The 25649-nt window shown below is 38.1% G+C and carries 26 protein-coding genes, 1 other RNA gene and 1 pseudogene; 22 read left to right on the forward strand and 6 right to left on the reverse strand.

Features of this window, described 5'->3' with window-relative positions; all coding sequences use genetic code 11:
* The first annotated feature begins 289 nt into the window (after window positions 1–289).
* The 8 genes from dinG (at window position 290) to nth (ending at window position 8887) form a co-directional block, all read left to right on the forward strand.
* A complete protein-coding gene (dinG, locus tag GH754_RS18535; protein WP_153730148.1) occupies window positions 290–3034 on the forward strand; it encodes an ATP-dependent DNA helicase DinG in 2745 nt (914 codons plus the stop codon).
* A gap of 102 nt (window positions 3035–3136) precedes the next feature.
* A complete protein-coding gene (locus GH754_RS18540) occupies window positions 3137–3931 on the forward strand; it encodes a ComEC/Rec2 family competence protein (RefSeq protein WP_153730149.1) in 795 nt (264 codons plus the stop codon).
* A gap of 304 nt (window positions 3932–4235) precedes the next feature.
* Window positions 4236–4409 carry a YpmA family protein gene (locus GH754_RS18545; protein ID WP_153730150.1) on the forward strand — a complete coding sequence of 58 codons (174 nt, stop codon included), beginning with the start codon at window positions 4236–4238 and terminating at the stop codon, window positions 4407–4409.
* Window positions 4348–4914: a cell wall elongation regulator TseB-like domain-containing protein gene (locus GH754_RS18550; RefSeq protein WP_153730151.1), complete on the forward strand. Its 567-nt coding sequence runs from the start codon at window positions 4348–4350 to the stop codon at window positions 4912–4914. Before GH754_RS18545 ends, GH754_RS18550 begins: the two co-directional genes overlap by 62 nt.
* Window positions 4915–4935: 21 nt before the next feature.
* Window positions 4936–6120 carry a pyridoxal phosphate-dependent aminotransferase gene (locus GH754_RS18555; RefSeq protein WP_153730152.1) on the forward strand — a complete coding sequence of 395 codons (1185 nt, stop codon included), beginning with the start codon at window positions 4936–4938 and terminating at the stop codon, window positions 6118–6120.
* A 14-nt stretch (window positions 6121–6134) separates the two neighbouring features.
* Entirely contained in the window at window positions 6135–7430 is a 1296-nt protein-coding gene (gene asnS / locus GH754_RS18560) for an asparagine--tRNA ligase (protein ID WP_153730153.1), read from the forward strand.
* Between the two features lie 102 nt (window positions 7431–7532).
* A complete protein-coding gene (locus tag GH754_RS18565; protein ID WP_153730154.1) occupies window positions 7533–8216 on the forward strand; it encodes a DnaD domain-containing protein in 684 nt (227 codons plus the stop codon).
* 14 nt (window positions 8217–8230) lie between these two features.
* Complete coding sequence (nth, locus tag GH754_RS18570) at window positions 8231–8887, forward strand: endonuclease III (RefSeq protein ID WP_323742111.1); 657 nt, start codon at window positions 8231–8233, stop codon at window positions 8885–8887.
* A gap of 34 nt (window positions 8888–8921) precedes the next feature.
* On the opposite strand, the gene GH754_RS18575 is transcribed toward nth, so the two are convergent.
* Together GH754_RS18575 and recU are read right to left on the reverse strand one after the other, a co-directional pair.
* Entirely contained in the window at window positions 8922–11546 is a 2625-nt protein-coding gene (locus tag GH754_RS18575; protein WP_153730155.1) for a transglycosylase domain-containing protein, read from the reverse strand.
* 16 nt (window positions 11547–11562) lie between these two features.
* Window positions 11563–12150, reverse strand: a complete 588-nt coding sequence (gene recU, locus GH754_RS18580; RefSeq protein ID WP_153730156.1) for a Holliday junction resolvase RecU — start codon at window positions 12148–12150, stop codon at window positions 11563–11565.
* 90 nt (window positions 12151–12240) lie between these two features.
* On the opposite strand from recU, the gene GH754_RS18585 reads away from it, so the two are divergent.
* A complete protein-coding gene (locus tag GH754_RS18585; RefSeq protein WP_153730157.1) occupies window positions 12241–13191 on the forward strand; it encodes a DUF2515 family protein in 951 nt (316 codons plus the stop codon).
* A gap of 29 nt (window positions 13192–13220) precedes the next feature.
* Here GH754_RS18585 and GH754_RS19870 read toward each other — a convergent pair whose 3' ends face one another.
* Window positions 13221–13343: a hypothetical protein gene (locus GH754_RS19870; protein WP_267206727.1), complete on the reverse strand. Its 123-nt coding sequence runs from the start codon at window positions 13341–13343 to the stop codon at window positions 13221–13223.
* A 179-nt stretch (window positions 13344–13522) separates the two neighbouring features.
* Here GH754_RS19870 and GH754_RS18590 point away from each other — a divergent pair, with 179 nt between their 5' ends.
* From GH754_RS18590 to GH754_RS18645, 12 genes and pseudogenes are all read left to right on the forward strand, one after another.
* Window positions 13523–13849 carry a hypothetical protein gene (locus GH754_RS18590; protein WP_153730158.1) on the forward strand — a complete coding sequence of 109 codons (327 nt, stop codon included), beginning with the start codon at window positions 13523–13525 and terminating at the stop codon, window positions 13847–13849.
* A gap of 61 nt (window positions 13850–13910) precedes the next feature.
* Window positions 13911–14249 (forward strand): DUF1798 family protein, encoded by a 339-nt coding sequence (locus GH754_RS18595; protein ID WP_194841410.1) that lies wholly within the window; start codon window positions 13911–13913, stop codon window positions 14247–14249.
* Between the two features lie 41 nt (window positions 14250–14290).
* Window positions 14291–14698 carry a cytidine deaminase gene (locus tag GH754_RS18600; protein WP_407690681.1) on the forward strand — a complete coding sequence of 136 codons (408 nt, stop codon included), beginning with the start codon at window positions 14291–14293 and terminating at the stop codon, window positions 14696–14698.
* Window positions 14699–14840: 142 nt separating this feature from the next.
* The gene (locus tag GH754_RS18605) at window positions 14841–15212 is read left to right on the forward strand and encodes a CotD family spore coat protein (protein WP_228550310.1); all 372 of its coding nucleotides are present in this window, start codon (window positions 14841–14843) and stop codon (window positions 15210–15212) included.
* A gap of 56 nt (window positions 15213–15268) precedes the next feature.
* On the forward strand, window positions 15269–15826 hold the full coding sequence (locus GH754_RS18610; protein ID WP_153730161.1) for an SLOG family protein: 558 nt from the start codon (window positions 15269–15271) through the stop codon (window positions 15824–15826).
* A gap of 74 nt (window positions 15827–15900) precedes the next feature.
* On the forward strand, window positions 15901–16203 hold the full coding sequence (gene gpsB, locus GH754_RS18615) for a cell division regulator GpsB (RefSeq protein WP_153730162.1): 303 nt from the start codon (window positions 15901–15903) through the stop codon (window positions 16201–16203).
* 85 nt (window positions 16204–16288) lie between these two features.
* Window positions 16289–16675, forward strand: an RNA gene (gene rnpB, locus GH754_RS18620) — RNase P RNA component class B.
* Window positions 16676–16781: 106 nt separating this feature from the next.
* Window positions 16782–17918 carry a THUMP domain-containing class I SAM-dependent RNA methyltransferase gene (locus tag GH754_RS18625; protein ID WP_153730163.1) on the forward strand — a complete coding sequence of 379 codons (1137 nt, stop codon included), beginning with the start codon at window positions 16782–16784 and terminating at the stop codon, window positions 17916–17918.
* Window positions 17919–18282: 364 nt separating this feature from the next.
* A complete protein-coding gene (locus GH754_RS18630; protein WP_153730164.1) occupies window positions 18283–18927 on the forward strand; it encodes a hypothetical protein in 645 nt (214 codons plus the stop codon).
* A gap of 176 nt (window positions 18928–19103) precedes the next feature.
* Window positions 19104–19225, forward strand: a pseudogene (locus GH754_RS18635) (class I SAM-dependent RNA methyltransferase); the annotation flags it as partial.
* 147 nt (window positions 19226–19372) lie between these two features.
* On the forward strand, window positions 19373–20551 hold the full coding sequence (gene spoIIP / locus GH754_RS18640; protein WP_153730165.1) for a stage II sporulation protein P: 1179 nt from the start codon (window positions 19373–19375) through the stop codon (window positions 20549–20551).
* Window positions 20552–20657: 106 nt separating this feature from the next.
* On the forward strand, window positions 20658–22160 hold the full coding sequence (locus GH754_RS18645) for a carboxypeptidase M32 (RefSeq protein ID WP_153730166.1): 1503 nt from the start codon (window positions 20658–20660) through the stop codon (window positions 22158–22160).
* Window positions 22161–22210: 50 nt separating this feature from the next.
* Here the strand turns inward: GH754_RS18645 and GH754_RS18650 are convergent, their stop codons facing one another.
* From GH754_RS18650 to GH754_RS18660, 3 genes are read right to left on the reverse strand one after another with little or no spacing between them, the layout of a single operon-like run.
* Entirely contained in the window at window positions 22211–23863 is a 1653-nt protein-coding gene (locus GH754_RS18650; protein ID WP_153730167.1) for a b(o/a)3-type cytochrome-c oxidase subunit 1, read from the reverse strand.
* Window positions 23863–24366, reverse strand: a complete 504-nt coding sequence (locus GH754_RS18655) for a cytochrome c oxidase subunit II (RefSeq protein WP_153730168.1) — start codon at window positions 24364–24366, stop codon at window positions 23863–23865. Before GH754_RS18655 ends, GH754_RS18650 begins: the two co-directional genes overlap by 1 nt.
* Before the next feature lie 28 nt (window positions 24367–24394).
* Window positions 24395–24568, reverse strand: a complete 174-nt coding sequence (locus GH754_RS18660; protein ID WP_153730169.1) for a cytochrome c oxidase subunit 2A — start codon at window positions 24566–24568, stop codon at window positions 24395–24397.
* A 252-nt stretch (window positions 24569–24820) separates the two neighbouring features.
* On the opposite strand from GH754_RS18660, the gene GH754_RS18665 reads away from it, so the two are divergent.
* Window positions 24821–25594 carry an SDR family NAD(P)-dependent oxidoreductase gene (locus GH754_RS18665; RefSeq protein ID WP_153730170.1) on the forward strand — a complete coding sequence of 258 codons (774 nt, stop codon included), beginning with the start codon at window positions 24821–24823 and terminating at the stop codon, window positions 25592–25594.
* Window positions 25595–25649 lie beyond the last annotated feature (55 nt).

Raw genomic sequence — 25649 nt, forward strand, 5'->3', positions numbered from 1 at the left:
AGGCAGAATACGGAGACTCCTATGGGAGGAAGCGTGGTGAAGACCCCGCAGGAAGCGGTCTTTGCTTCCGAGGAGGCTGAGGCCGTGCCCATGGAAAGCGGAGTATTCTGCCGGAACGGTTTGCATGCACTCAATATTCATCAGAACAACTTAAGCAACATTAAAGAAAGCTAATTACGTCGCATTTTATATCTTTTAAGTCAAAACAACAAACTCTTAGAAAAGAGCGTATACATAATATAATGATACATATCCAATATAGATAGGGCCACTTAAAGAAGGTGAAGACATGACGAAATTTGCTGTAGTTGATTTGGAGACAACAGGGCAAGCTCCTACTAAAGGTGCACAAATAATTGAAGTGGGAATTGTCATTGTTGAAGACGGAACAATCAAAGAAAAATATGCAACCTATGTAAATCCTAACCAAGAAATACCCACTTTTATTTCTAATTTAACCGGAATCACATTTCAAGAAGTGGAGCATGCCCCATCCTTTCATGAAGTGGCTGAACACATTAAGGCATTGTGTGAGGGTGCTTATTTTGTCGCTCATCATGTTCAGTTTGACCTAGGTTTTTTAAATGAGTCCTTAATGGCAGTAGGCTTATCACCGCTTCATGAAAAAGTTATTGATACAGTCGAATTAGCTAGAATTCTGGCTCCGCGTTCACCCGGTTACAAATTAGCTCAGATCGCTGAATATTTTGAAATTAATCATCAGCATCCACACAGAGCCCTATCCGATGCTTATGTAACAGCAGAGATTTTGCTGAAATTGTTAAATAAAGCAAAAAATCTTCCTATCGAAGTATTAGAGCAATTAATTAAGCTCGAATCCAAACTCAAAAGTGACTTGTATGGATTACTATCAGAGTGGACTGAGGAAAAAAGATACTCGATTGACCAGGATGAAGGAATTGAGATTTATCGCGGACTAGCCTTAAAGAAACAACATCAGCATAATAGAGTGAAAAGTGAAATCACATCCTCATTTGGTGACTTTATGGACGATGTTTTTTCAACAGAAGGCGGACTTCATCAGGCTATGGAGGATTATGAACCCCGAGAAGGTCAAAAGGATATGGCGGAAATGATCTATGGGGCCTTCCATGAGCAAAACCATGCCCTTATTGAAGCTGAAACAGGAACAGGGAAAACACTAGCCTATTTGCTTCCAAGCTTATATTTTTCCATGCAACAAGGAGAACGTCTTGTCATTAGTACATATACAACACAGCTGCAAACTCAGCTATTAGAGCAGGAAATACCTTTGATGAAAAGGTTGTTCCCAGATACCTTTGAGGCCGTTGTAATGAAAGGGAAAAGCCACTATTTAAGTCTAAAAAGATTTGTGACTGAGTTAAATAATTCGCCATTAGATGATAATTATGATGTCATTTTAACGAAGGCGATGCTTTTAATTTGGCTAATGGAAACCCATACTGGTGATGTAGATGAATTACAACTACCTTCAAGCGGTAAAATTTTTTGGCGGAAAATCAATGCAGAGGCAGAAGTACAGGATCCAAAGTCGCCATGGTTTTCTCGAACCTTTTATCAACGGGCAAAAAGAAGGGCGCAAAAGGCTAATTTAATTATTACTAATCATGCTTTACTCTGTACAGACATTATCCATGATTATGAGTTACTACCTTCGTACCAATTCCTAGTGGTTGACGAGGCACATCATTTAGATCAAACTGCCTCCAAGCATTTTGGGATGCAGCTGGACTATGTTTCTATCCAATATTTATTGAATGATATGGCAGCGTTAGAGACGTTTGAACAGGATATTGAACGTGTCAACTTACTGACAGAAACAAGGGAAAAAGCTGATGTACTATTTCGATTTTTATTTGACTTTGTTCGTTTTCAAAGGAACAGGGGTACTTCCTACAATGATATTGGCCGTATACAATCGATTTTTGAGCTGGACAAATTGGATGAGAAGACGGGCACAAACCTTGGAGATTTAACTTCCCGGTTAATTTTTAGTTTGAAGGACTTAATAGTGGAGCTTGACCAAGACCAGGAAAAATTAGAAGAAACCGCAGAAGATGAACAACGAAAAGAAGAGATTATGAGATTAACTGATCAGCTGGAGTCCTTGATTCAAAAATTGAAAGTTTTCTTATTTGAAAAGGATCAAACATTGGTTAAGTGGATCGAAATTGAAGCACATGGTGCGAAAAATGCAGTCTATTTATACGCTGAACCAATTGAGATAGGGCCTTTATTAAAGGAAAAGCTTTATGATGAAAAAGAAAGCATCGTGCTGACGAGTGCCACCCTAACCGTCCGAAATTCTTTTTCTTATATATTAGCCAGGAATGGATTACAGCAATCGGAGGTCACAACACAAAAGATTCCTTCACCTTTTTCTTATGAAGAACAGGTTCAATTGCTGTTACCTAATGATTTACCAGATATAAAGGAAGAAGAGGACGATTTTATATCGGCCATTAGCTACTCCATATACGAACTGGCTAAAGTGACAAGTGGACGAATGCTTGTGCTTTTCACCTCGTATCAAATGCTAAAAAAATCCTATCAAATGTTAAAGGGTTTAGCCGATCAGGATGATTTTATTATTATTGGTCAAGGGGTTTCCAGTGGAAGTCGAACACGGCTACAGAAGAATTTTCAGTCGTTTAATAAAGCCATTCTCTTAGGGACAAGCTCCTTTTGGGAAGGGGTGGATATTCCAGGGGATGATTTATCTGCCGTTGTTATAGTGAGGCTACCATTCGAGCCACCAAACCATCCAGTTTATAGTGCACGTTCTGAGCTATTAAAAAAACAAGGGAAAAATCCATTTATGGACCTAGCGCTTCCTAATGCTGTGATCCGTTTTAAGCAAGGATTTGGGCGTCTGATTCGTTCCAGTAAGGACAGGGGAATTGTTTTTGTTTGTGATGGACGATTGATGAGGGCAAGATATGGGAAGTACTTTATGGATTCAATCCCAACCGTTCCAGTTAGCTATGAAGATACTGAAAATATACTTAAAAAAGCTAATGAGTGGTTTTAATAAGTTTCTCTGTAGTAGCACATTCTATTCCTGATGCTTTCCATACACTTTACGAGTAAAACTGAAACGTGTTTTTAAGATGAAGATGGGATGTGACTTGAAATGGGGAAGTTTAAAACGTTAGGAATTGCATTAATATTTATTCTTGTTTGGGGAATGGATAATCCTCAAACCATGGCCGTTGAAGACAGATTATCTGAGGATGAAGTAAGCTTTACCTTCTTTTCTCTAACAGATGGTGAATCACTTCTTATTACCACCGGAAACGATAAAAATATTTTAATTAACACAGGCTCTGACGAAAGTGAAGAAGAACTAATGAATCAGATAAAAGAAATCACAGACAAAGTGGATTACTTGATTTTAACCGATAAAACAGAACAGGCCTGTGGGAACGCAGACCAAGTCATTGACCAATTTCATGTAACAAATGTAATTAGTCCAACTTCAGAACCATGTGTAAATATTCAGAGTGATTCAGTTGAGTCAGTTGTGTGGGAGAAGGAAAAGGCATATGAGCTGAGTCCAGGACTACAACTCAGAACCCTAAAGGTAAGTGAAGACTCAGACATCATGTCACTTTACATTACGTATGGTAAGAACTCTCTTGTTTTTATGTCAGAGGGTAGTGAAGAAATTGAAGAAGTTATCAAAAAGTACCCTAACCAAACAGAAATGATTAAAATCCCTGAGTATGCATCAAAGGATTTTCCAAGTGAAGAGCTCTTAACGCAACTAGACCCACATATAGCGATTATTTATAATCTAAAGGAGCCCAATATTCATGCAGGCTTGCTTGAGCGTCTTGGGGAATCTTGGATTGATGTGTACCATTTAAAACGAGTAGGGACGATCCAGATTATTTGTACACCCGAGGATTATGAGCTACAATCATAGGTTACTGTGTTAAGACCTTCATCTGCTCTATGTTCTAACATAAAAAAGGTCGTGTTTACATTGTGTAAACACGACCCTTACATAATTGAAAAAGGTGTTTAAAGGTAAGACTTTTCATTTTGGTATGGGTTAGGGTGATTGTTTTTTTACTGTTTTCATGGTTTTGGTTTATTGCGACTGAAATTTATTGTTATAATATATAACGTGGAGGTTTCAGACATTCATTAGTTTGCGAATCATCCATCTATATATACTGGGTAAAATTTTCATTTCCGGTTTTGAAGGCAAGTCTAGGAGGTTAACTATGGTGCAAGATAAAGTAGAAACACTCTCAACGGTTCGTGTTTCTAAAACGGATGACCTTTATAAAATTGTGGATTGTTTAAATCGTACCTTAAAAGAAAAGGATTTAATGTTTGGGTTATCGTTGGATCAAAATGATGAAAAAACAGCCGTATTTACCATCTACCAAACGTAAGGTAATAAAATGGGGCAGCATTGCTCTTTTAATCCTTTTCTTGTTCATCGCTATTGCATTTATCTATATTTATCAGGTCGCGATGGATGATAAAGAAGAAACATTTTCCACATCCAAACAAAAAACAATCCAAAATACACCAATTGAAAGTGTTGATGAAGTAGTAAGGTATAATGGGGAAAAGTCCTATGATGTTGTGTTCGGTCAATCTGAGGATGATAGTAAGGGAATAGCCTTTGTGCCCATTTTAAAAGATGAAGCTAAAGATGAAAATCAGGAGAAGATTACATACGTCAAAGAGAGTGATGGTGTCACCGAAGAAGAAGTCACGTCTTCCTGGCGCTCCAATTGTCCGTCTTGTGAGTTAATAAGTGTGACACCTGGAATCGATAACGGGCATATCATATGGGAAATTGTTTACCGAAATGAAGATGAGCGATATGTATTTGAATCATATTTATTTAAAAGTGGAGAGCTATACGAGCAATTTAAATTTAGAAAATAAGTAAGAGGAGGAACTTAAATAATGAAATTAGCTGAACGAGTTCAAGCCTTAACCCCCTCTAGTACGTTAGCCATTACAGCAAAAGCAAAAGCCTTAAAGCAAGAGGGGCATGATGTGATTGGATTAGGAGCAGGTGAACCTGACTTTAATACACCAGAGCATATTTTAGATGCGGCTAAAAAGGCCATGGATGAGGGGAAAACCAAATATACCCCATCAGGTGGAATGGTCGAATTAAAGCAAGCGATACAAGCTAAATTTAAACGAGACCAACAGCTTAGCTTTAAGGAAAGCGAAGTCATTGTAACTATTGGGGCTAAGCATGCCTTATATACATTATTTCAAGTATTATTAAATCCTGGTGATGAAGTGATAGTTCCAGCACCATTTTGGGTCAGTTATCCAGAGCAAATCAAATTAGCTCAAGGTAAACCAGTTGTTATTGAAGCAAAAGAATCCAATGAATTCAAATTAACGCCAGACCAAATTGAGGCAGCGATTACCGATAAAACAAAAGCTATCATCCTGAACTCACCAAGTAATCCAACTGGTGTAATTTACAGTAGAGATGAGCTGCAGGCAATCGGTGATGTATGTCTTCGTCACAACATTCTTATTGTTTCTGATGAGATTTATGAAAAATTAATCTACGGTGATGTGGAGCATACGTCCATTGCACAGCTGTCTGAGGATTTAAAGAATCAAACAGTCATAATCAATGGCGTGTCAAAATCTCATTCTATGACAGGCTGGAGAATTGGATATGCTGCTGGAAATGAGGCTATTATTAAGGCAATGACAAACCTGGCTTCACACTCAACATCAAACCCAACCTCAATTGCACAATATGCGGCTTTAGAGGCATACTCTTCATCAGAAGAAGAGGTAGAAACAATGAAAAAGGCATTTGAAGAACGACTAAATAAGTTATATGAGTGGGTAACAGATTTACCTGGTGTTAGCTGTGTCAAGCCAAAGGGAGCTTTTTATTTGTTTCCAAACGTAAAAGAGGCAGCAACTAATTGCGGTTTCAACAACGTAGATGATTGGGTAAAAGCGTTATTGGAAGAAGAAAAAGTCGCTTTAGTCCCAGGATCAGGCTTTGGAGCAGATGAAAACGTTCGTCTTTCCTATGCAACATCATTAGACCAGCTAGAAGAAGCGGCAAAACGAATCAAACGTTTTATCGCGAACCATACAGCGTAACAGGAGGAAAGGTTATGAAAACAACAATTAATCAAGTTCATAAACATGTAGGAGAAGAAGTGAAAATAGGGGGATGGCTAGCCAATAAGCGTTCAAGTGGAAAGATTGCCTTTCTACAATTACGTGATGGCACTGGCTTTATTCAAGGCGTTGTGGTTAAGGCAGATGTTGATGAAAGTGTATTTGATTTAGCCAAAAAGCAACTAACCCAAGAATCATCTTTATATGTTACTGGAGTAGTGAAGGAAGATGAAAGGTCACCTTTAGGTTATGAAATTCAGGTTACAGATTTAGAATTGATTCATGAGGCGATAGACTATCCAATCACACCAAAAAATCATGGAACAGAATTTTTAATGGATCATAGACATCTATGGCTACGTTCCAAAAAACAGCATGCCATTATGAAAATTCGTAATGAAATTATTCGTTCGACCTATGAATTTTATAATAACCAAGGATTTGTAAAGGTTGATCCACCTATTCTAACAGGAGCTTCAGCAGAAGGTACAACAGAGCTGTTCCATACAAAGTATTTTGATGAGGATGCTTACCTATCTCAAAGTGGACAGCTCTACATGGAAGCCGCTGCGATGGCATTAGGAAAGGTCTTTTCCTTTGGACCAACCTTTAGAGCGGAAAAGTCCAAAACAAGACGTCATTTAATTGAATTTTGGATGATTGAACCAGAAATGGCCTTTATGGACCATGAAGAGAGCTTACAGCTACAGGAGCAATACGTTTCTTACGTTGTTCAATCAGTATTGGAAAATTGTAAGCTTGAGCTTAATACACTTGAACGAGATACATCAAAGCTTGAGAAAATTAAAGCACCATTCCCTCGCATTACATATGACGAAGCTTTAGCCTTCTTAAAGGAACAAGGCTTTGATGATGTCGAATGGGGAGATGACTTTGGTGCTCCACACGAAACAGCAATTGCAGAAAGCTATGACAAGCCTGTGTTTATTACGCACTATCCAACGAAATTAAAAGCTTTTTATATGCAGCCTGACCCAGATAACCCTGATGTAGTATTATGTGCAGACTTAATCGCACCTGAAGGCTATGGGGAAATCATTGGAGGCTCACAGCGTATTGATGATCTAGACCTAATGGCACAGCGCTATGAAGAGCACGGATTATCTGGTGAAGCCTATGAATGGTATTTAGAGCTTAGAAAGTATGGTAGTGTGCCACACTCTGGCTTTGGATTAGGACTTGAAAGAACTGTGGCATGGATTGCAGGAATTGAGCATGTTCGTGAAACAATTCCATTCCCTCGTTTGTTAAATCGCTTATATCCATAATGGTGAAAGCTCCCTGAATGGGGAGCTTTTTACTTCCCAAATGCGTTTCATGCACGATTCGACAACACTTGATGTTATAATGGTTTTTAAGGTGGGATTATAATGCCAGACAAATCGTTTTTTTATCATCAATTACTGTTTGATCAAATGACATTACCAAAAAGTATTTTATTACAGTATCAATCATTGGGATTAAACGAAAATGAACTTGCTGTCATTTTACAAATATATCGTCTTCAGTCTGAAGGAAGCCGTTTGCCATCGATTCAGGATATTAGCCAATATATGAGTTTGAAGGAGCATGAGGTGGCACAATCCCTGAAAAAACTGATGAAAAATGGCTTCTTAAAAATTGAGCAATATCAGGAGGACCATATTATCAATGAATGGTACTCTCTGGAGCCGTTATGGAAAAAACTATATAACACAGAGCAAATAGAAGAGCACGCAGAAAATGAGGGGAATTTATTTCTCTTGTTTGAACAGGAATTTGGACGAGCTTTGTCCCCAATTGAAATTGAAACTATAAACCACTGGCTGGACGATGATCGACTTGTACCAGCACTTATTAAAGCAGCTCTACGTGAAGCTGTCTTAATGGGAAAATTAAATTTTCGGTATGTTGATCGAATTTTAATTGAATGGACAAAAAAGGGAGTAAAAACCGTAGAGGACGCTCGTAAAGTAAGTCAATCCTTTAGACAGAATGTGAAACCAGGCCAACCGAAAAAAGAAAAACGTGACACTTCTGTCTATTATAATTGGCTGGATGAAGAAGGAGAATAGGGAGGAGAAAGGTCGTGTTAAATCAAAAGCAAATAAGACGTGTTTTGGACACATTGGATGAAATGTTTCCAGAGGCAGAATGTGAATTGACTCATACAAATCCATTTGAATTATTAATTGCGGTTGTGTTATCGGCGCAATGTACAGATGCACTTGTCAATAAGGTGACAAAGGATCTATTCCAGAAATATAAAACACCTGAGGATTACCTAGCCGTTTCGTTGGAGGAGCTTCAAAATGATATCCGGAGAATTGGACTATATCGTAATAAATCCAAAAATATTCGTAAGCTCTGTGAAATTTTAATTGAAAAATATGATGGACAGGTTCCTGATGAACATGGACAACTAGTGGATTTACCAGGCGTAGGCAGAAAAACTGCAAATGTGGTCGTATCTGTTGCTTTCGGAAAGCCAGCTATCGCAGTAGATACCCACGTAGAACGAGTTTCCAAGCGCCTAGGTATTTGTAGGTGGAAAGATTCAGTATTAGAGGTTGAAAAAACGTTAATGCGAAAGGTTCCAGAGGATGAGTGGGGAGATACACATCATCGCATGATTTTCTTTGGCCGTTATCACTGTAAGGCACAAAATCCACAATGTGAAATATGCCCGCTGTTAGATATTTGTCGAGAAGGTCAGAAACGAATGAAAAAGGCGGCCAAAAAATAAGCCAGACCCATTTGGGTCTGGCTTTTTATCTTGGCTATCCTGCCTGACGTTCTAATATATTACCTGCAGCGCCACCCTCATCGGGCGCTTCACCCTCATCTTCAGGGCCTCCGTTGTTATTATTGGGCGTTTCACCTTCAGGACTTCCGTTGTTATTATCGGGGTTTTCATCATCATCTCCAGGTTCTCCGCCGTTTTCACCGGGGTTCCTGCCCTCATCTTCAGGACTTCCGTCGTTATTTTCAGAGTTCTCATCATCTTCTTCAGGATTCTCGTTTTCGTTTTCCCCTTCACCAGGCAACAGGTCATCTGGCTCCGTTTCCTCTTCAGGAACTTCAATTTTTACTCTCACAGATTCACTTCGATTGTTTTCCGGGTCTTCGGAATCCACAGCGGTCACTTCAAATACATAATTATGACCAGGTTCAATTTGTGTAACCTTCACCTTACGTTTATCGGTCGTTGTAATTGTCGTTAGATCTGAATTTTCAAACCCAGCTTTGACTTCGTATTTAATTTTGTCGTTTTCAGATTTATGATCCCAGCTCAAGTTGACTGCAGTTTCTTTTTCGTTATATTCTGCTTGAAGATTTTCGATTGGGTCAATTTGATCGTATTTTTCAGATGTTTTCTCTGGTTCATGTCCTTTTACAAATAGTTCATAAGCAATTTCGTCATCTGGTGTATATTCACTTGGTAGTTTTGCTGGTCGAGTGCCTTTTTCAACGCCAACTTCTACAACAGAGTCAGGTTTTGCAAAGTCTTTCGTTTCTACTCCTTTAGAAATATGCTGCATCACATGTCTAAACATACTTTGCGGAATAGCCTTTCCATTGCCTTCAATCGGTTTCTCCTCTTGAGAGTAACCAGTCCAAACCGATATTGTAAAGTTCGTTGTATAACCTGTAAACCAGGAGTCTTTATCATCATTTGTCGTTCCTGTTTTACCCGCGATAGGTAGTCCTGAGACAGCAGCATTTCCACCAGTACCATATGAGGTTACTACGTCTTTTAACATGTCAGTAATCATATAAGCTGTATAATCCTTCATAGCTACTGTTGGTTCTGGTTTTAGTTCAACAACCTTATTTCTATACTCAATTTTACGGACTGTATGTGGTTCATTATAGAAACCTCCATTACCAAATGCAGAAAATGCCCCAGCCATTTGGAAAGGATTTACCTGAATATGACCGCCACCAATTGAGTCAGACTCAACAATTCCACTTTCTGGTACCGGGATTCCGAGTCCTTTCACAAACTGTGCTGCTTGGTCAAGGCCAACTTCTTGAAGTGCTTTTAGAGCAGGAACATTTCGAGATCGATAAATATGATAGCGCATGGATTGCCATCCCGTATGGCTTAGATCATAGTTTTTAATCTCTTGCTTGTTACCTTGGCTATAGTTATATGGTTCATCATTAATCTGATAGTAAGTGGATTTTTGCTGGTATTCGATCAATGGACCATAGTCAATCAATGGCTTCATCGTAGAACCAGGCTGACTTCCACCTTGTATAGCATGGTTAAAATCTGCGCCTAAACCAGGTTTTCCATTACGACCACCACCAATGGCAAGTACTTCACCTGTTTTGGTGTCTAAGACCGTAATCCCTGTTTCTAATTGATCATCCGGGTATAAGCCTTTAATTGGGTTATCTTCACTGTCACTCAGTAATAATTCAACATATTCTTGAGCATTGGTATCTAAGGTAGTGTATATTTTCAGTCCATCCTGATAGATATCGACGTCCTCGCCTAATTCATTTTGGACTTCTTTTACAACGTGCTCTAAGAAATCACTATAAGGAATATTCGTCTTATAGTTATCAACGACCATATCTTCTACTTTTACATCTTTCGCCTCAGCAGCTTCTTTTTCGGTAATTTTCCCGTGCTGAACCATTAGGTCTAACACAATATCCTTACGTTCTTCAGCATTGTCTGGATGCTGTAGGGGATCATACACATTTGGAAGCTGAGGTATACCAGCAAGTAGTGCCGCTTCAGGTAAGGTTAAGTCATCTAGATTCTTTTTACCAAAGTATACTTCTGCTGCTTTTGCCACACCATAGGTAGAGTTCCCATAGTGAATTTTGTTTAAATACATGGTCAAGATATCATTTTTAGAGTATTTTTGTTCAAGCTTAATAGCTAGCCATTGTTCTTGAACTTTACGTTTGATTGTTTTGTCGAATTCCAAAAAGGCATTTTTAACAACCTGTTGAGAAATGGTACTTGCTCCCTGTGCACCAAATCCTTCTGTTACGTTTGCCCAAACGGCCGCTAGAATACGTCTAAAATCGATTCCAATATGATCACGGAATCGTGAATCCTCGGTCGCAATGACGGCATCCTCTAAAACTTGTGGGATATCACTATATTCAATTTTCGTCCGTTTCTGCGCACCTAAATCAGCAATTAGTTCCCCATCTCGGTCGTAAATTTTTGAAGAAAGTGGATCGGATAATTTCGCAGCGTCTAATTCTGGTGCTCCTGAGACATAATAGATAAAAGTACCGGTAACACCAGTAAATAAAATAGCACCAATAATAGCGAATGCGATCCATATTTTTTTCCAGTTTATTTTTGATTTTTTATTGTTGCTTGATTTTTTTGCTTGCCTTCGTTGCATGCGAGATTGGCCTTGTTCTGCCATTGTAATCTCCTCCCGTCTATAAATAGACCTGATCTAATACTTTAAGATAATCAACTTTTGCTTGTAGACTAAAGGGTATTTTATAGCCCTTTGATTGAATGGACTCTAAGGGTACGGATTTCCGTCCGCCATCATATTGATGATTCCAAAAATCAAGGAAATGTTCAGCAGGTAATAAATAACTCTCCCCTTGATGGTTAAAACGAATAATCAAAAAACAAATGCCATCATGCTCTATGACTGACTTCATATGATCGACCTGGTGTTGATGAATGTTGGCTAAGGGTAGTGAGGTTCGATTTCGTGTTTCTTTGGCCTCAAAATCAATATATTTTCCTTTATATAATCCATTGTAGTCAGTTGTTGATGCTTGCTTAAAATAGGCTTCGCGAATAACTGCGGCACTACGTTTGGGATAGTCTACTTGAACAATTTGCACTGGCGTCGGCTTTTTATGGACAACAGCGCGATTCGTTTCTAAGTAATATAGATTCGTCTCGTTAATTTCGCTTTCGAGGGTCATCCCACGCTTTCCAAAATTTGTTTTTCTCTGCTTGAGTTGATTGTTGTATCTTGTCTTTTTTCTTCCATTCGGATAACGCATAAAATCCTCCCCTATCAAGCAGTATCATACCAAACTTTTAGCAAAAAAGATAAGAAAAAAGAAAATCTTTTCTAAGAAAGAGGATTTAGAATGGATCAATTGATAAATGATATCCGACAAAAGACCTTACAGCATAATCAGAATAATATAACACGAACTATCGCCTATCTTGATTATTATCAGCATTTCCCAGAAATTGAATGGGCATTTCTAGCCAGTATGGTGTCACGAAATGCAGGGTGGAACATGACTGATTTAAAGACACATACGTATCAAAACCTTCTTTCTAGTCGAATGCTAGACTACTTATTTATGACGTACGAACGAGCCAATTGGTTTATTTTTTCTGATGCATTTCCCCAATTACTTTTGTATAAACATTCTGTTGAACAGCAAAAACCACTTTTCCATTTATTAAAGTACTTTTATGTTTCTACGTTTATGATAGACGAATGGATGCATTTTTGGTTTCACCAAAATCAAAAAAGACTTCGAACGGCTTTAATTATTAATGAACAAAACCTGATTCAAAAACCGGTTATCGAAGAACCTTTTTTTAAATGGAGGGTATTTCGTAATATTCCTTATGTATTACAAGAAAAAATTCACCTTAATGCAGTTTTATTTCCAACTATTACCGGTAAATTATATGGCTTGTCCATTAAAAAATTCACGAAACTTACAAAACGAATTGAAACAGGCAAAATGTTAGCGGCGATATTATTTTCTGATTCGCTATATGAGGAATTTAAGGATTTTGCCTTGACTGTTAATCCAACGGGAACGAGATTTGAATATGAACAATTCTCAGGGCAAAAGCAAATCGGTGCTCCTTCCCTTGAACAGAGCTACCCGACTATCGAGCATGAAAACAATGTGAGAAAAGATTGGTATGTTCATTCAGGTATGAAAGAGAAATGGTGGAACAATGTATCCATCACACCTAGACCAATAGGGGAACATTTTTATAAGAAGCGAAACCTTCTTAAAAGGGTTGCTAATCTACGAGAAAAGATATCATACATGAAAAACGGTGGCTGATTATCAGCCACCATGACTAAGCATAAGTATCAGGTAGATGGACGGTTTGGTCCGTCGAGCTTCGGATCTCCGTCACCTTTCCATCCTTTACGTACGGGTTGTTCCTCTACATTCGTATTTTTACGATTCTTTTGCTTATTTTTTTTACTCATCTACAAAACCTCCTTCACTACTATTTTGAAACATGTCGATAATTCTATTCTTCGTTTGAAATAAATCGAATGTGTTGTAACATTTCTTCTTTCTTTGTCGGACGTAAAGGAGTTTTTTATTTTAGGAAGAAATAGACGGTATAAAATGGGCAGTATTTCTTTTAAAGGAGGAAATGAAAATGAACTTGGCATATAAAAAGGTTGAGCGTAAGATGGATAGAAAGGTATCGAGATTGCATGTGGAAAAGGCCTTGGAGGAACTAGAGGAAAAAGTACGTGTGATCGATCAGAACGTATCCGTTAAGGCTGATCAAACGGTAGAAAGTTTAATGTATAAACAGCAAAAAGAAATTCGTAAAATGCAGTTAAGCTTAGCGGAAATCTATGAAAAGCTTGATGTGATTCAAAAGCGACAAAATAGGATGGCAAAGGAGGAGCCGAAAGTTCGAGAGCGTTCATTTCCTTTTGTCACAAGATTTACGCAATGGGTGAAAATGTGGACATAGAATGTTAAAATATAGGTAAAGAACACTCGTAATTACGAGTTTGTGTAAAAGGATGTCCAAAATGTCAGAGAAATTACATCAAATGATTGACCAAATTTATGATCAAATATTAAATAATGGACTTGAGCGTTATAATCAAGGAGATGCGGTAGATAAAAAAGATCGAGAAGGATTTGAACGCGTAAAAAGAGAAACAAAGCACGTTTTTAAGCTTATTGACCAATGGGAGGATGAGGTGATGGAAAATATTCATCGCCTTGATATATTTCCAAATCAGGTTCAGAACACAAAAGAAAATATGGAATTACTTCTTCTTCACAGCTATTATATAGATGTGAGAAGAAAACGATTTATGGAATTATATCATTCCATTGACTATGTTTTAAAATTGATCAAATGAATGATGATAAGAGTAGAAACTTTTTGAGAGGAAGTCTATTGATGCAAACAGACCTTATGAAACATGCGAAAGAAATCTGGCATCAAGCATATGTACCCTATTCAAATTTTAATGTTGGTGCCGCGTTATTAACGAAAAGTGGAAAGGTTTATCAGGGCTGTAACATTGAAAACGCAGCATATCCTGTAACTTGCTGTGCGGAACGAGTGGCTATTTTTAAAGCCATTTCAGAAGGGGAAAGAGAATTTACCAGTTTAGCGGTAGTAGCGGACACGGACCGTCCTGTGCCACCATGTGGTTCCTGTCGCCAAGTGATGAGTGAATTTTTTAACCCGAATATGGAGGTACATATTGGGAATTTAAAAGGTGATGTAAAGACGATGACGGTTGAAGAGTTATTGCCTTTTTCATTCACACCAGATGATTTATCAGATGGTCAATCGAAGTAATATGCTTGGTCCCCTTGTTATTAAATAAGGGGACATTTTTACGTTATTAAATTTATACCTAAAATTAGGTTGATGACTTAGTACATGTCTCCCTCCGCAATAATATAGTAGTAGTGTACAGTAAATGAAAGGAGAGGATACGATGCATCATCGTCATCATCACCATCACCATAAGGGTTGTCACCCATCTGCTGTGAGTCCAGCTCAAAACATGGTTAGCCCTGCACAAAATGTGGTCTATCCAACAAAGCATTGTGTGAAGAACAACTATATACCACATGAAGTGAATCATATCCATCCAACTCATACAACAATACAGAATCATCATATGGTGAAAAATAAACACTTTTATCCTCATACTCAATCAGTTGTGAATACAGTGAATCAGCAAAACGTCAATATGGGGCCAGGTAGACCACCTAGTGCTGTTTCACCTGCAGCAATGGGGCCAGGCAGACCACCACAAGCTGTTTCTCCTGCAACCATGAACCAAAAGCCTTACCATGGGTGCTAAGGCATACCTGTATGGAGGGGCCACATAGGCCTCTCCTAAAATATTGGAGTGATTAGATGAAGAATTTAGCTGTAACAGGTTATAAACCAATGGAATTAAACATATTTAATAACAGTGACAAACGAATCGAATTTATTAAAGAAGCTATCAAACGTCGGTTAATTCCCTTAATTGAAGAGGGCATTGAATGGATTTTAATTTCAGGACAAGCTGGTGTCGAGCTTTGGACAGGCCAAATCGTGCTGGATCTTAAAGAAGAGTATGATGTAAAGCTAGGAGTAATTCCTCCATTTATGAACCAAGAACAAAGGTGGAAAGAAGACCAGCAACAGCTTTACCAATCCGTGGTCAGTCAGGCTGATTTTTTTCGTCCACTAGTTGAAAAAGAATATGAGGGACCATATCAGTTTAAACAAAAGGATCGATGGTTGATTGCAAAAAGTGATGCTTGTTTAGTTCTTTACGATGAAGAAAACAAAGGTACACCTATCTTTTTCTTGCAGGAGGTGGAAAAAAGTCAAAAGAAGGACTTGCCGGTTTACTACATTACTTCCTTTGATTTAGAAGAAACCGTGCGAGAAATTCAGGAAAGTTCATCTGGATTTATGGAGTGAATCCATTTGCAAATTGACAATTACGTCGAAATTTGAAAAAATAAGTATAAGTGTATGTTATGGGGTGAATAAAAATGGTTGAGCGTATTCAATTAACGAGTAAAGAAATTTTAGAAAAAGACTTTAAAACTGCAATTAGAGGATATAATCAAGAAGAAGTCGATCAATTTTTAGATGTTGTGATTCAAGACTATGAAGCATTACAAAATGAAATCGAGCGTTTAAAACAAGAAAATGCCCGATTAAAAGGTACACAAAATGGACAAACTAGAGTGAGACAAACACAAAGCGCAAACACTGGACATGTGAACTATGATATCTTAAAGCGCTTGTCAAACTTAGAAAAAGCTGTATTTGGAAAAAAATATGCCGATTAAGGCTGGCAAAAATTACATTTTGCAACGTATAGGAATCATGTTATAATTTCATTCCATGATTAAAAAGTGGAAAAAACAAAAATGAATGTTCGGGTAATCGCTGTATGATTGAATCATGCAGAGGAAAGTCCATGCTCACACAGACTGCGATGTCTGTAGTGTTCGTGCCTGACGAATTCATAAGTCAGGGTAGCCTTTATGGCTAACGGCAGGGAAAATCACCTACGTCCATTCTGGATATGGGATGAGTACCTTGAAAGTGCCACAGAGACGTATTTCAGCTAGAAATAGTTGAACTGGAACGGGTAAACCCCACGAGTGAGCAACCCAAATAATGGTAGGGGCACTCTCCTAGCGGGAAATGAACCAAGGGAGGGACAAGCGGATAACGCTTGTAGATAGATGATTACCACCTGAGTACGAGGCCTGACCGCCGTTTGTAGTACGATGGTACAAAACATGGCTTACAGAACATTCATTTGGTCCAAATACTTAATGACTTACAGAAGCCTTTTCTAAACGAGCGTTCCATGGTTTAGAAAAGGCTTTTTATATGCTGCAAGGGAAGGTGCGCTTAAATGGTGAAAACATTTACGTTAATAGCTACATCTGCTGCTGGACTAGAGTCAGTTGTAGCAAATGAAGTGAAAGCATTAGGGTATACTGATGTCGAAGTAGAAAATGGAAGAGTAATGTATAAAACAGATGCGCTTGGTATTGCTAGAAGTAATTTATGGCTAAGAACAGCAGATCGAGTAAAGCTAGTCATGGGCGAATTTGAAACAAAAACCTTCGATGAACTGTTTGAAGGAACAAAGGCACTTCCGTGGGAGGATTACATACCTGAGGATGGACAAATACCTGTAATAGGGAAATCCGTTAAATCCCAGCTCCATTCTGTACCAGATTGTCAGGCTATCGTCAAAAAAGCAATTGTGGATCGTATGACCAAGAAGCATGGCATGGTAGGAAGACTACCAGAGAACGGTCCATTTTATCGAGTAGAGGTTGCCTTACTAAAGGATAGGGCGACCATTTCAATGGATACCTCAGGGACTGGACTACATAAACGGGGCTACCGAATTAAACAAAACGAGGCCCCATTAAAGGAGACGTTAGCTGCAGCTCTCATTCAGCTGACCAACTGGCGTCCTAATGATCCGTTTATCGATCCTTTTACAGGCTCTGGTACAATACCAATTGAAGCTGCTCTAATTGGTCAAAATATTGCACCTGGATTTAACCGGGAATTTGCGGCTGAAGAATGGCCAATTGTACCTCAAAAAATATGGGATGAGGCCTTAACAGAAGCAGAAGATGAGGCGAATTACGACCAGCCATTAGATATATCGGGATTTGATATCGACCATCGTATGATTGAGTTTGCCCAAGCCAATGCACAAGAAGCGGGACTTGTTGATTTAATCCATTGGAAGCAAATGCAGGCTAAAGACTTAAATCCCAAAGTTCCCAATGGATATTTAATCGGAAATCCTCCTTATGGTGAACGCCTAGGAGAACGAGATGAGGTCGAGCAGATTTATCGTGACTTAGGTTCAATCATGAACCAGCATCCAAGCTGGAGTGTTTATATTTTAACTTCGTATGAGGATTTTGAAAAAATGTATGGGAAAAAAGCAACGAAGAAACGTAAGCTTTATAATGGGTTTATTCGGACGGATTACTATCAGTACTTTGGGAAAAGAGAAAAGTAGGAATCCCATTATATCAAGGGTTACAAGCATTAAAATAATTGTTTAATATTTATCTAGATCTTGTCAAGTTGACCAGATTCTTTTCTTTATAAATTAGGAAAAGGATGTGGTCTTTTTTGTTGTTAAAATTATTTTGCAGTTATTCGGGTGTATGGAAAAAACGTTAAACAGGCAGGAGCACCATGAGTAACAAATTGAAAAAGGAATTAGCGGAATAAGAGAATGAATAATTAGACTCATTCTAAATGGGTTTAATCATGACAAAAACTAACATATTCTTTAAAAAAAGGGTGCCAAAAGACCCTGTTTTTGGTATGATTAAACAGAAATTTAAAATACATATAATTTGGAGGTATTTTACAACATGAAAAAAGTATTACTCGGAGTACTATTTCTTGCAATTATCTATTTAGTAGCATGTAGTAATGATGAAGAAAGCACTACACAAGAAGAGGAAAATCAAGAATCAGAAGTACATCAAGAAGAGGTCGTCAATCAAGAAAAAGAGGATATTACGAGTGATAACACCGAAGAAGTTGAACAAGCTGTTGTAGGTTTGTTTGAGAACATTTTTACAGGTAATGTGTCTGATATTAATTTTTATAGTGAAACACAAAAAGAGGAATATAGTAAAGTCGACCTTGGGTACAATCCGGTAAGTGCTAAAGAGGATGGGTATAGTTTTAAGTTTGATGAAAATTTATTTGCATATCACCAGATTGATGATTTAGTGAAGTTTGCATTTGGATATGAGGTTATTAAACCAAATGGAGAAGTATTAGGTTATGCTCAAGCCAGTGGGAGTTTTATAGAAGTAGATAATGAATATAAGTTTGTAGCTATTCCATCTATTATTTCTTCTGATTATGATAAATTAGAGGACGAGATTATTAATGAGTTTAATAATATGAACTCAGATAGTGAATATAGTGAATACCGTGAATGGGCATTAAATACTTTTAATGGTGCTAGAAAAGATGAATTAAACGCATTTATTAATAAATATTAATCTTGTTTAAGTTTTAGTTCTTTTGTAACGATATTAAAATTTAAAAAAGCCCTTCTATTTTTGTAGAGGGGCTTTAATCATTTTCATAACTGATATACTAATACTGAAAAAGAATATTTTGGTATTTAAAAGACCTATGCTCGATTATAGAACAGCATCCAAGCTGGAGTGTTTAAATTTTAACTTCCTATGAGGATTTTGAAAAAATATATGGGAAAAAGAAACGAAGAAACGTAAGCCTTATAATGGATTTATTCGGACCGATTATTATCAGTACTTTGGGAAAAGAGAGAAATAGTATGTAGAAAGGTATCAGCTTTGAGAAAATGGAACAAAGCTGATACCTTTCCTGTATGTTAATACTCCTATTCTTAGAAATTACCAAAAGTGTGATTCTATTATTTTATTTCCTATCATAGGTTTACTAGTAGAGGAGGGTAAAGCTATGAAGTGGAAAATGAAAAACAAAGTCTTGAACCGAAAGAAGCCCATGGATCGTCAAATACGCCCTTTACTGATGAGGTTTTATATATTTTTATTAGCGTTTATTTTGGTGATTAGTCTACTATCATTACCAGTATTTCAAAATAAAGTATTTCATCTAAATTCGATAGAGCAAATGACGAGTTCAGAATCGATTACTAATATGCTGTTAACGGCAATGAGTACTGAGATGCCTGAACTTGAGCATTCATTTGAATCTAGAATCGAGCTACCATCCCTTTCAACATTAGCCTTTGAAATTACAACTGGGATTAAACCGACTGAATTATCAACGATACTAGGAAAAGGTCTACCTGGCTTTGATCGGTATAGCACCGAAATCTATGTGGCTGGGGAAGGGACGGATTATTCGACGTTACCGATTGAGTCACCCCCGCCTGATTTTGATGAATTGTTAAAGGATGAGGAATCTACGCCTAAGGAAGAGCCTGAGGAGCCAAAGGATCAACCGAAAAACGCATCGGTATTTATTTATCACAGTCATAGTTGGGAGGCGTTTCGTCCTTTAATGGATGAGGATGCTGAAAAACCTAGTGATTCCTCCAGCGTTGATCCAAAAGAAAATATACTGCATGTGGGCTCTATGATTTCTAAGGAACTAGAACAACACGGTATACCAACTATTCATGACCAAACCAATATTGCTAAGGCATTAAATGCTAAAGGATTACAATGGTCTGATTCATATAAAGCCTCTAAAGATATATTAGAAACCGCTACAACCAAACATAATGAGCTAGAGTACTTTATTGATGTGCACCGTGATGCAGCAGGTAGGGATGTTACGACCAAGAAAATAAACGGTAAAAGCTATGCAAGATTATATTTTATTGTTGGGAAAGAGCACAAAGACTATCAGAAAAATCGCGAATTCATGAAAAAGTTAAATACAAAGCTTGAAGAGAAATATCCAGGCATTAGCCGTGGGATATTCGTGAAGGATAAATACGATGGAAATGGTGTTTACAACCAAAATATTTCAGAAAAAGCTATCTTAATAGAAGTTGGTGGAATAGATAATACCGAAGAGGAATTAAAGAATACAGCTAAGGCATTTGCAGATGTGTTCAGTGAATTTTATGATGGGGCAGTTGAAGTGGATGCAAAGTCAAACGAGTAACTCGTGGAAGGATTTTCATTTTCTACTAGTTCTTACAAGCAGAAAAGGGAATAAAACGTTATAATAGATTCAGAACATATATAGAAATATTAAGGGGTTGAACAATTTGTCTAAAAGCTATACGCAAACTGAGCAACAATTTTTGGATTATTTGAAAGAAATCCAATCTTACAATGAAGCGATTAGTGTTATGTATTGGGACCTGCGCACAAAGGCACCTAAAAAGGGTGTCAAACAGCGTTCTGAAACCATTGGAATGCTTTCACAAAAGGTTCATCAGCTGTCTACTTCCGATCAAATGAAAGCCTTTATTGATCAGTTAAAGGACAATACAGACGATGAAATTATCCAAAAGTCTGTTTTAGAAAGTGAAAGAGAATATGAATTAAATGCCAAAATTCCTGAAGACGAGTTCAAAAAGTATGTGATTTTACAATCAGAGGCAGAATCAGTATGGGAAGAGGCTAGAGAGAAGTCCGATTTTGAAATGTTTCGCCCGTATTTAGAGAAATTAGTAGAATATAATATAAAGTTTGCTAATTATTGGGGATATAAAGAAAACATTTACGATGCTTTACTTGATAATTTTGAACCGGGTATGACAGTTGCAACCTTAGACAAGGTTTTCCCAGCTCTAAGGGATGCTTTAACACCACTTATTGAAAAGGTTGAGCAATCCAATCACAAGCCTGACACGTCAAATATTCTTGTTCCTTTTGCTAAGGAAAAACAAGAAGCGTTTAGCCTTGAAATCCTTAAGGAAATGGGCTATGACTTTGAGGCGGGCCGCTTGGATGATACGGTTCATCCGTTTATGATTGCTTTAAATCCAAATGATGTTCGTGTTACTACACGCTACGATGAGCATGACTTTCGGATGGCAGTGTTTGGAACGATCCATGAAGGTGGGCACGCCTTGTATGAGCAAAATTTGGATGAGTCTTTAATCGATACACCACTCGCAACGGGTACATCAAACGGCATTCATGAATCACAATCCTTATTCTGGGAGACCTATGTTGCACGTAGTCGAGCCTTCTGGGAGCGCTATTTTGAGAAGCTAAAGGAATATGCTCCAAAAGAGATTGGCGAGCTTTCCAAAGAGGAGTTTTATCGTGCTGTGAATGAAGTGAAGCCATCCTTTATTCGAATCGAAGCCGATGAGATGACTTATCCACTTCATATCATGATTCGTTATGAGCTGGAGAAGGGCTTGATTAATCAGGAGATTGAGGTCAAGGACTTGCCGAAGCTATGGAATGATAAGATGGAGGAATATTTAGGTATTCGTCCGGAAAATGATGGTGAAGGGGTCTTACAGGATGTTCATTGGGCTGGCGGTGCCTTTGGTTATTTCCCTTCCTACGCCCTTGGCTATATGTATGGTGCACAGCTGCACAATGCGATGAACGAGCAATTTGATGTTAGCCAGGCAATTGAAAATGGGGAGTTAAATAAAATTAAAGAATGGTTAAAAGACAACGTACATCAATACGGGAAGACGAAGAAGCCTTTAGAGATTTTGCTGGATGTGACAGGTGAAGGTTTAAACGCGGATTATTTGGTTAATTATCTAGAGGAAAAATACAAGGATATTTATAAGTGGTAAAAAGGGAATAGAAGGGGCTAGCACGAGATGTGTGCTAGCCCCTTTTTTTGTTATCCTCTTCCAATTGGGAACTGGAATCCTGGTGAACCAGGAGGTGAATTTTGAATGATATCAATAAATGGAATGGTATAAGCAAACAGAATTAAAACTGCTGCAATTCCAATCCATAGCTTCCAGTTTTCAAAGACCATTGGTGTTCTTTCGTTAACATCTGCATATTCTGCAACTGGAAACTCTTGATCACCTTTTGGCGTACCGAAAGATAGTTTAAAGAAAATATAAACCATTAAGATAATCCCGATAAAGAGAATGGATCCTCCTACAGCTTGTGCAATTTGGTATCCAACCCATTCTTGTGCTTGCTCACTTCCGCCATAAGTAGAGAAAGCTGAACGTCTTGGTGCGCCTAATAGGCCTTGAATGTGCATGGAGCCAGACATAATAGACATACCAATTGTCCATACCCATGTTTGAATAAGTCCGAGTTTATTAAGCTTTGGTGTTAATGTACGTCCCTTTAGGTGAGGGATTAGCCAATAAGATAGTCCAAAGAACGTTAGCATAACCGTTGTTGCAACAGTTAGATGGAAATGTCCTGTTACCCAGATGGTATTGTGAATAACACCATTTAGTTGGTTCGATGCGTTGATCAAACCACCTGCACCACCTGGAATAAAGGCAACCATTCCGATAAATGGTGCTAGGAAACGAACATCTTTCCATGGAAGTCCTTTAAACCATTTGAATAATCCTTTATGTCCTTTAGCTCTTCCTGCCATTTCAAAGCTTGCAAACATTGAGAATGCAGTAAGAAGAGATGGAATGGCAACCATAAAGGTTAAGATAACCTGAATATACTTCCAGAATGGATCAATACCAGGCTCTGTTAGCTGGTGGTGAAAACCAACTGGAATGGAGAAAAGTAGGAACAAGAGAAAAGCTAATCTTGCTAAGCCATCACTAAAGATTTTTCCACCGATAATTTTTGGAATAATGGTATACCATGCCATATAAGCAGGTAGTAACCAGAAATATACAAGTGGATGTCCAAAGTACCAGAAGAGGGTACGACTTACAAGCACATTAATTTCATCTACCATTCCGAGTGACCACGGAATGAATTGGAATAGTACAGTGGAAGCAACACCTAATGTACTAATGAACCAGATGAGCATATTAATAACAACCATGAAAGCCATTAATGGTGACTTTTCACCTGGATCTTGTTTTTTCCATTGATAGAGCTGATTAAAGTTTATGAAACAAGCAATCCATGTACCGACTACGAATAATGCTAATCCAATGTAGTAAAGTGGATGTGCTTGTAAAGGTGCGTAAAAGGTATAAAGGACATTAGCTTCCCCTAATAAAATCATGGTAGCAGCCATGATTGTACCGGCTAATGTAACAATATAGCCAATCCAGGCCCATTTTCTATGACCTTTTGACATGCCAACACTTTTACTCATTAACGCATATTGGAACCCGATAATGAAGAAAGTAGTTAATACCAAGCCTAAAACAACACCATGAACAGTTAAGATTTGATAGTAGCCAATCCCAAATGGAAGTGTAAATTCACCAGATCTCACAAATGTTTGTAAAAGACCCATTAATCCCCCAACTAATAGAGCTATAAATGCAACGTACATATGGGCCATCGCGATTTTAGATTCTGGTTTTGGAATTTTGTTTTTTAACATTATTCATACACCTCCACGATTGCTGACATCATGTGGTGACCTACACCACAGTACTCATTACAGACGAGTGTGTATTCTCCGGGGTTATCTAAAGTAGTTTCATAATCACTGATGTAGCCTGGTTCTAGCATCATGTTGACGTTGGTTCCAGATAGATGGAAACCGTGCACAACATCAGATGTTGTAGCTTGGAAGGTAACATTTGCCCCTGCTGGAATACGGATTTTTTTAACAGGTGCACCTTCTTCGTCCTTTCCTAAATCATAATTAAAAGCACTAGCTAATACGTTGACGACGTATTCATTTTCTCCAACCTGCTGTACTCCTAAATTTTCCTCCTTAAAGGAGTTGTGCGCTTGAACGTTTTGTGGATTTAATGTTACTAAACAACTTGGTGGCTGTGTACCTTGGTAGAAGGCTCCCCATCCTAAAACAATAAGAAATACGAGTAGAGATCCGATACCAAAAGTCAGCCAGATTTTTTCATACTTATGCACATGCATAGCTTGGTCCCCCTAACCAATTAAGTTTTTAACGATACATGTAAAGTGCATAAACACCTATCCATGAAACGACGATAAATACTCCGATGAACATAACAGCAGCAAATGTGCCCTTTAAGTTCGGTTCTTCGTGAGTTTCTATATCCTCAACCTCATGAACATCATGTGCAGAGCTTTGTTTTAGAGCGGATTGTTTGCTCATAAAACCTTCATCCCCTTTCATAAGAATGATTACAATATCATAGTACTAATAAGCTATGTATTTGGATAGATAATCCAAAGAGGATTCACAAATTGTTCATTTTACCGACTAATTTTGTTCATAAATAAGAATTGCTTTAACACTTTAAAGGATGTGGGGTCAGACCCCACATCCTTTAAAGTGTTAAAGTGTTGGTGGGAAATGGTACAATGAAAGGGTTACTGAACATACATAAAGAGGGGGTTTTAAAGAATGGAATCTTATTTACCATCATTTGATTTAAAGGGGAAGGTAGCTGCAATTACAGGTGCGACGAAAGGAATTGGACGAGCCATTTCGATTGCATATGCAGAGGCTGGAGCAGAATTGATTCTCGTATCCAGAACAGAAAGCGATTTGGAATCACTTAAAGAAGAACTTGAAGCAAGGGGAACCAAGGTCTTTACGGTAGCAGGGGACGTTCAAAAATATGAAGAGATCATCGGAAAAATTGAAGAACAGTACAAAGATAAAACAATTGACGTATGGGTCAACAATGCCGGCATGAATATCCGTAGTGAAGCGGAAAAGGTGACCGAAGAAGAATGGAATCAAATTGTACAAACCAATATGAAAAGTGCTTTTTTCTTTTCTCAATATGCCGCGAAGAAAATGAAATCCTCGGGCTATGGAAAGATCATCAATATGTCGTCTGTTGGAGGTCATGTAGCCCTACGAACAGGGGTTGTGTATGCCATGACAAAGGCAGCCTTAATACAAATGACCAAAACCTTGGCACTAGAGTGGGGAAAGCATGGGATACGAGTCAATGCTATTGGTCCATGGTACTTCCCAACAGCCCTAACGGAAAAATTATTGCAGGATGAAGACTATGTAAATGATATATTGGCCCAAACACCACTAAAACGAATTGGAGAGCTAAAAGAGTTAGCAGGTACAGCCGTATTTCTGGCCACAGAAGCGAGCGACTATATGACTGGACAAACCTTGTTTGTGGACGGCGGAATGACCATCTACGGATTTTAACCCTTTAACGCATTAGCGAAGTTGGGGTCTGTCCCCCGTCGCTTTAAAGGGGTAA

Source organism: Salinibacillus xinjiangensis (assembly GCF_009649735.1).
Lineage (GTDB): Bacteria > Bacillota > Bacilli > Bacillales > Alkalibacillaceae > Salinibacillus > Salinibacillus xinjiangensis.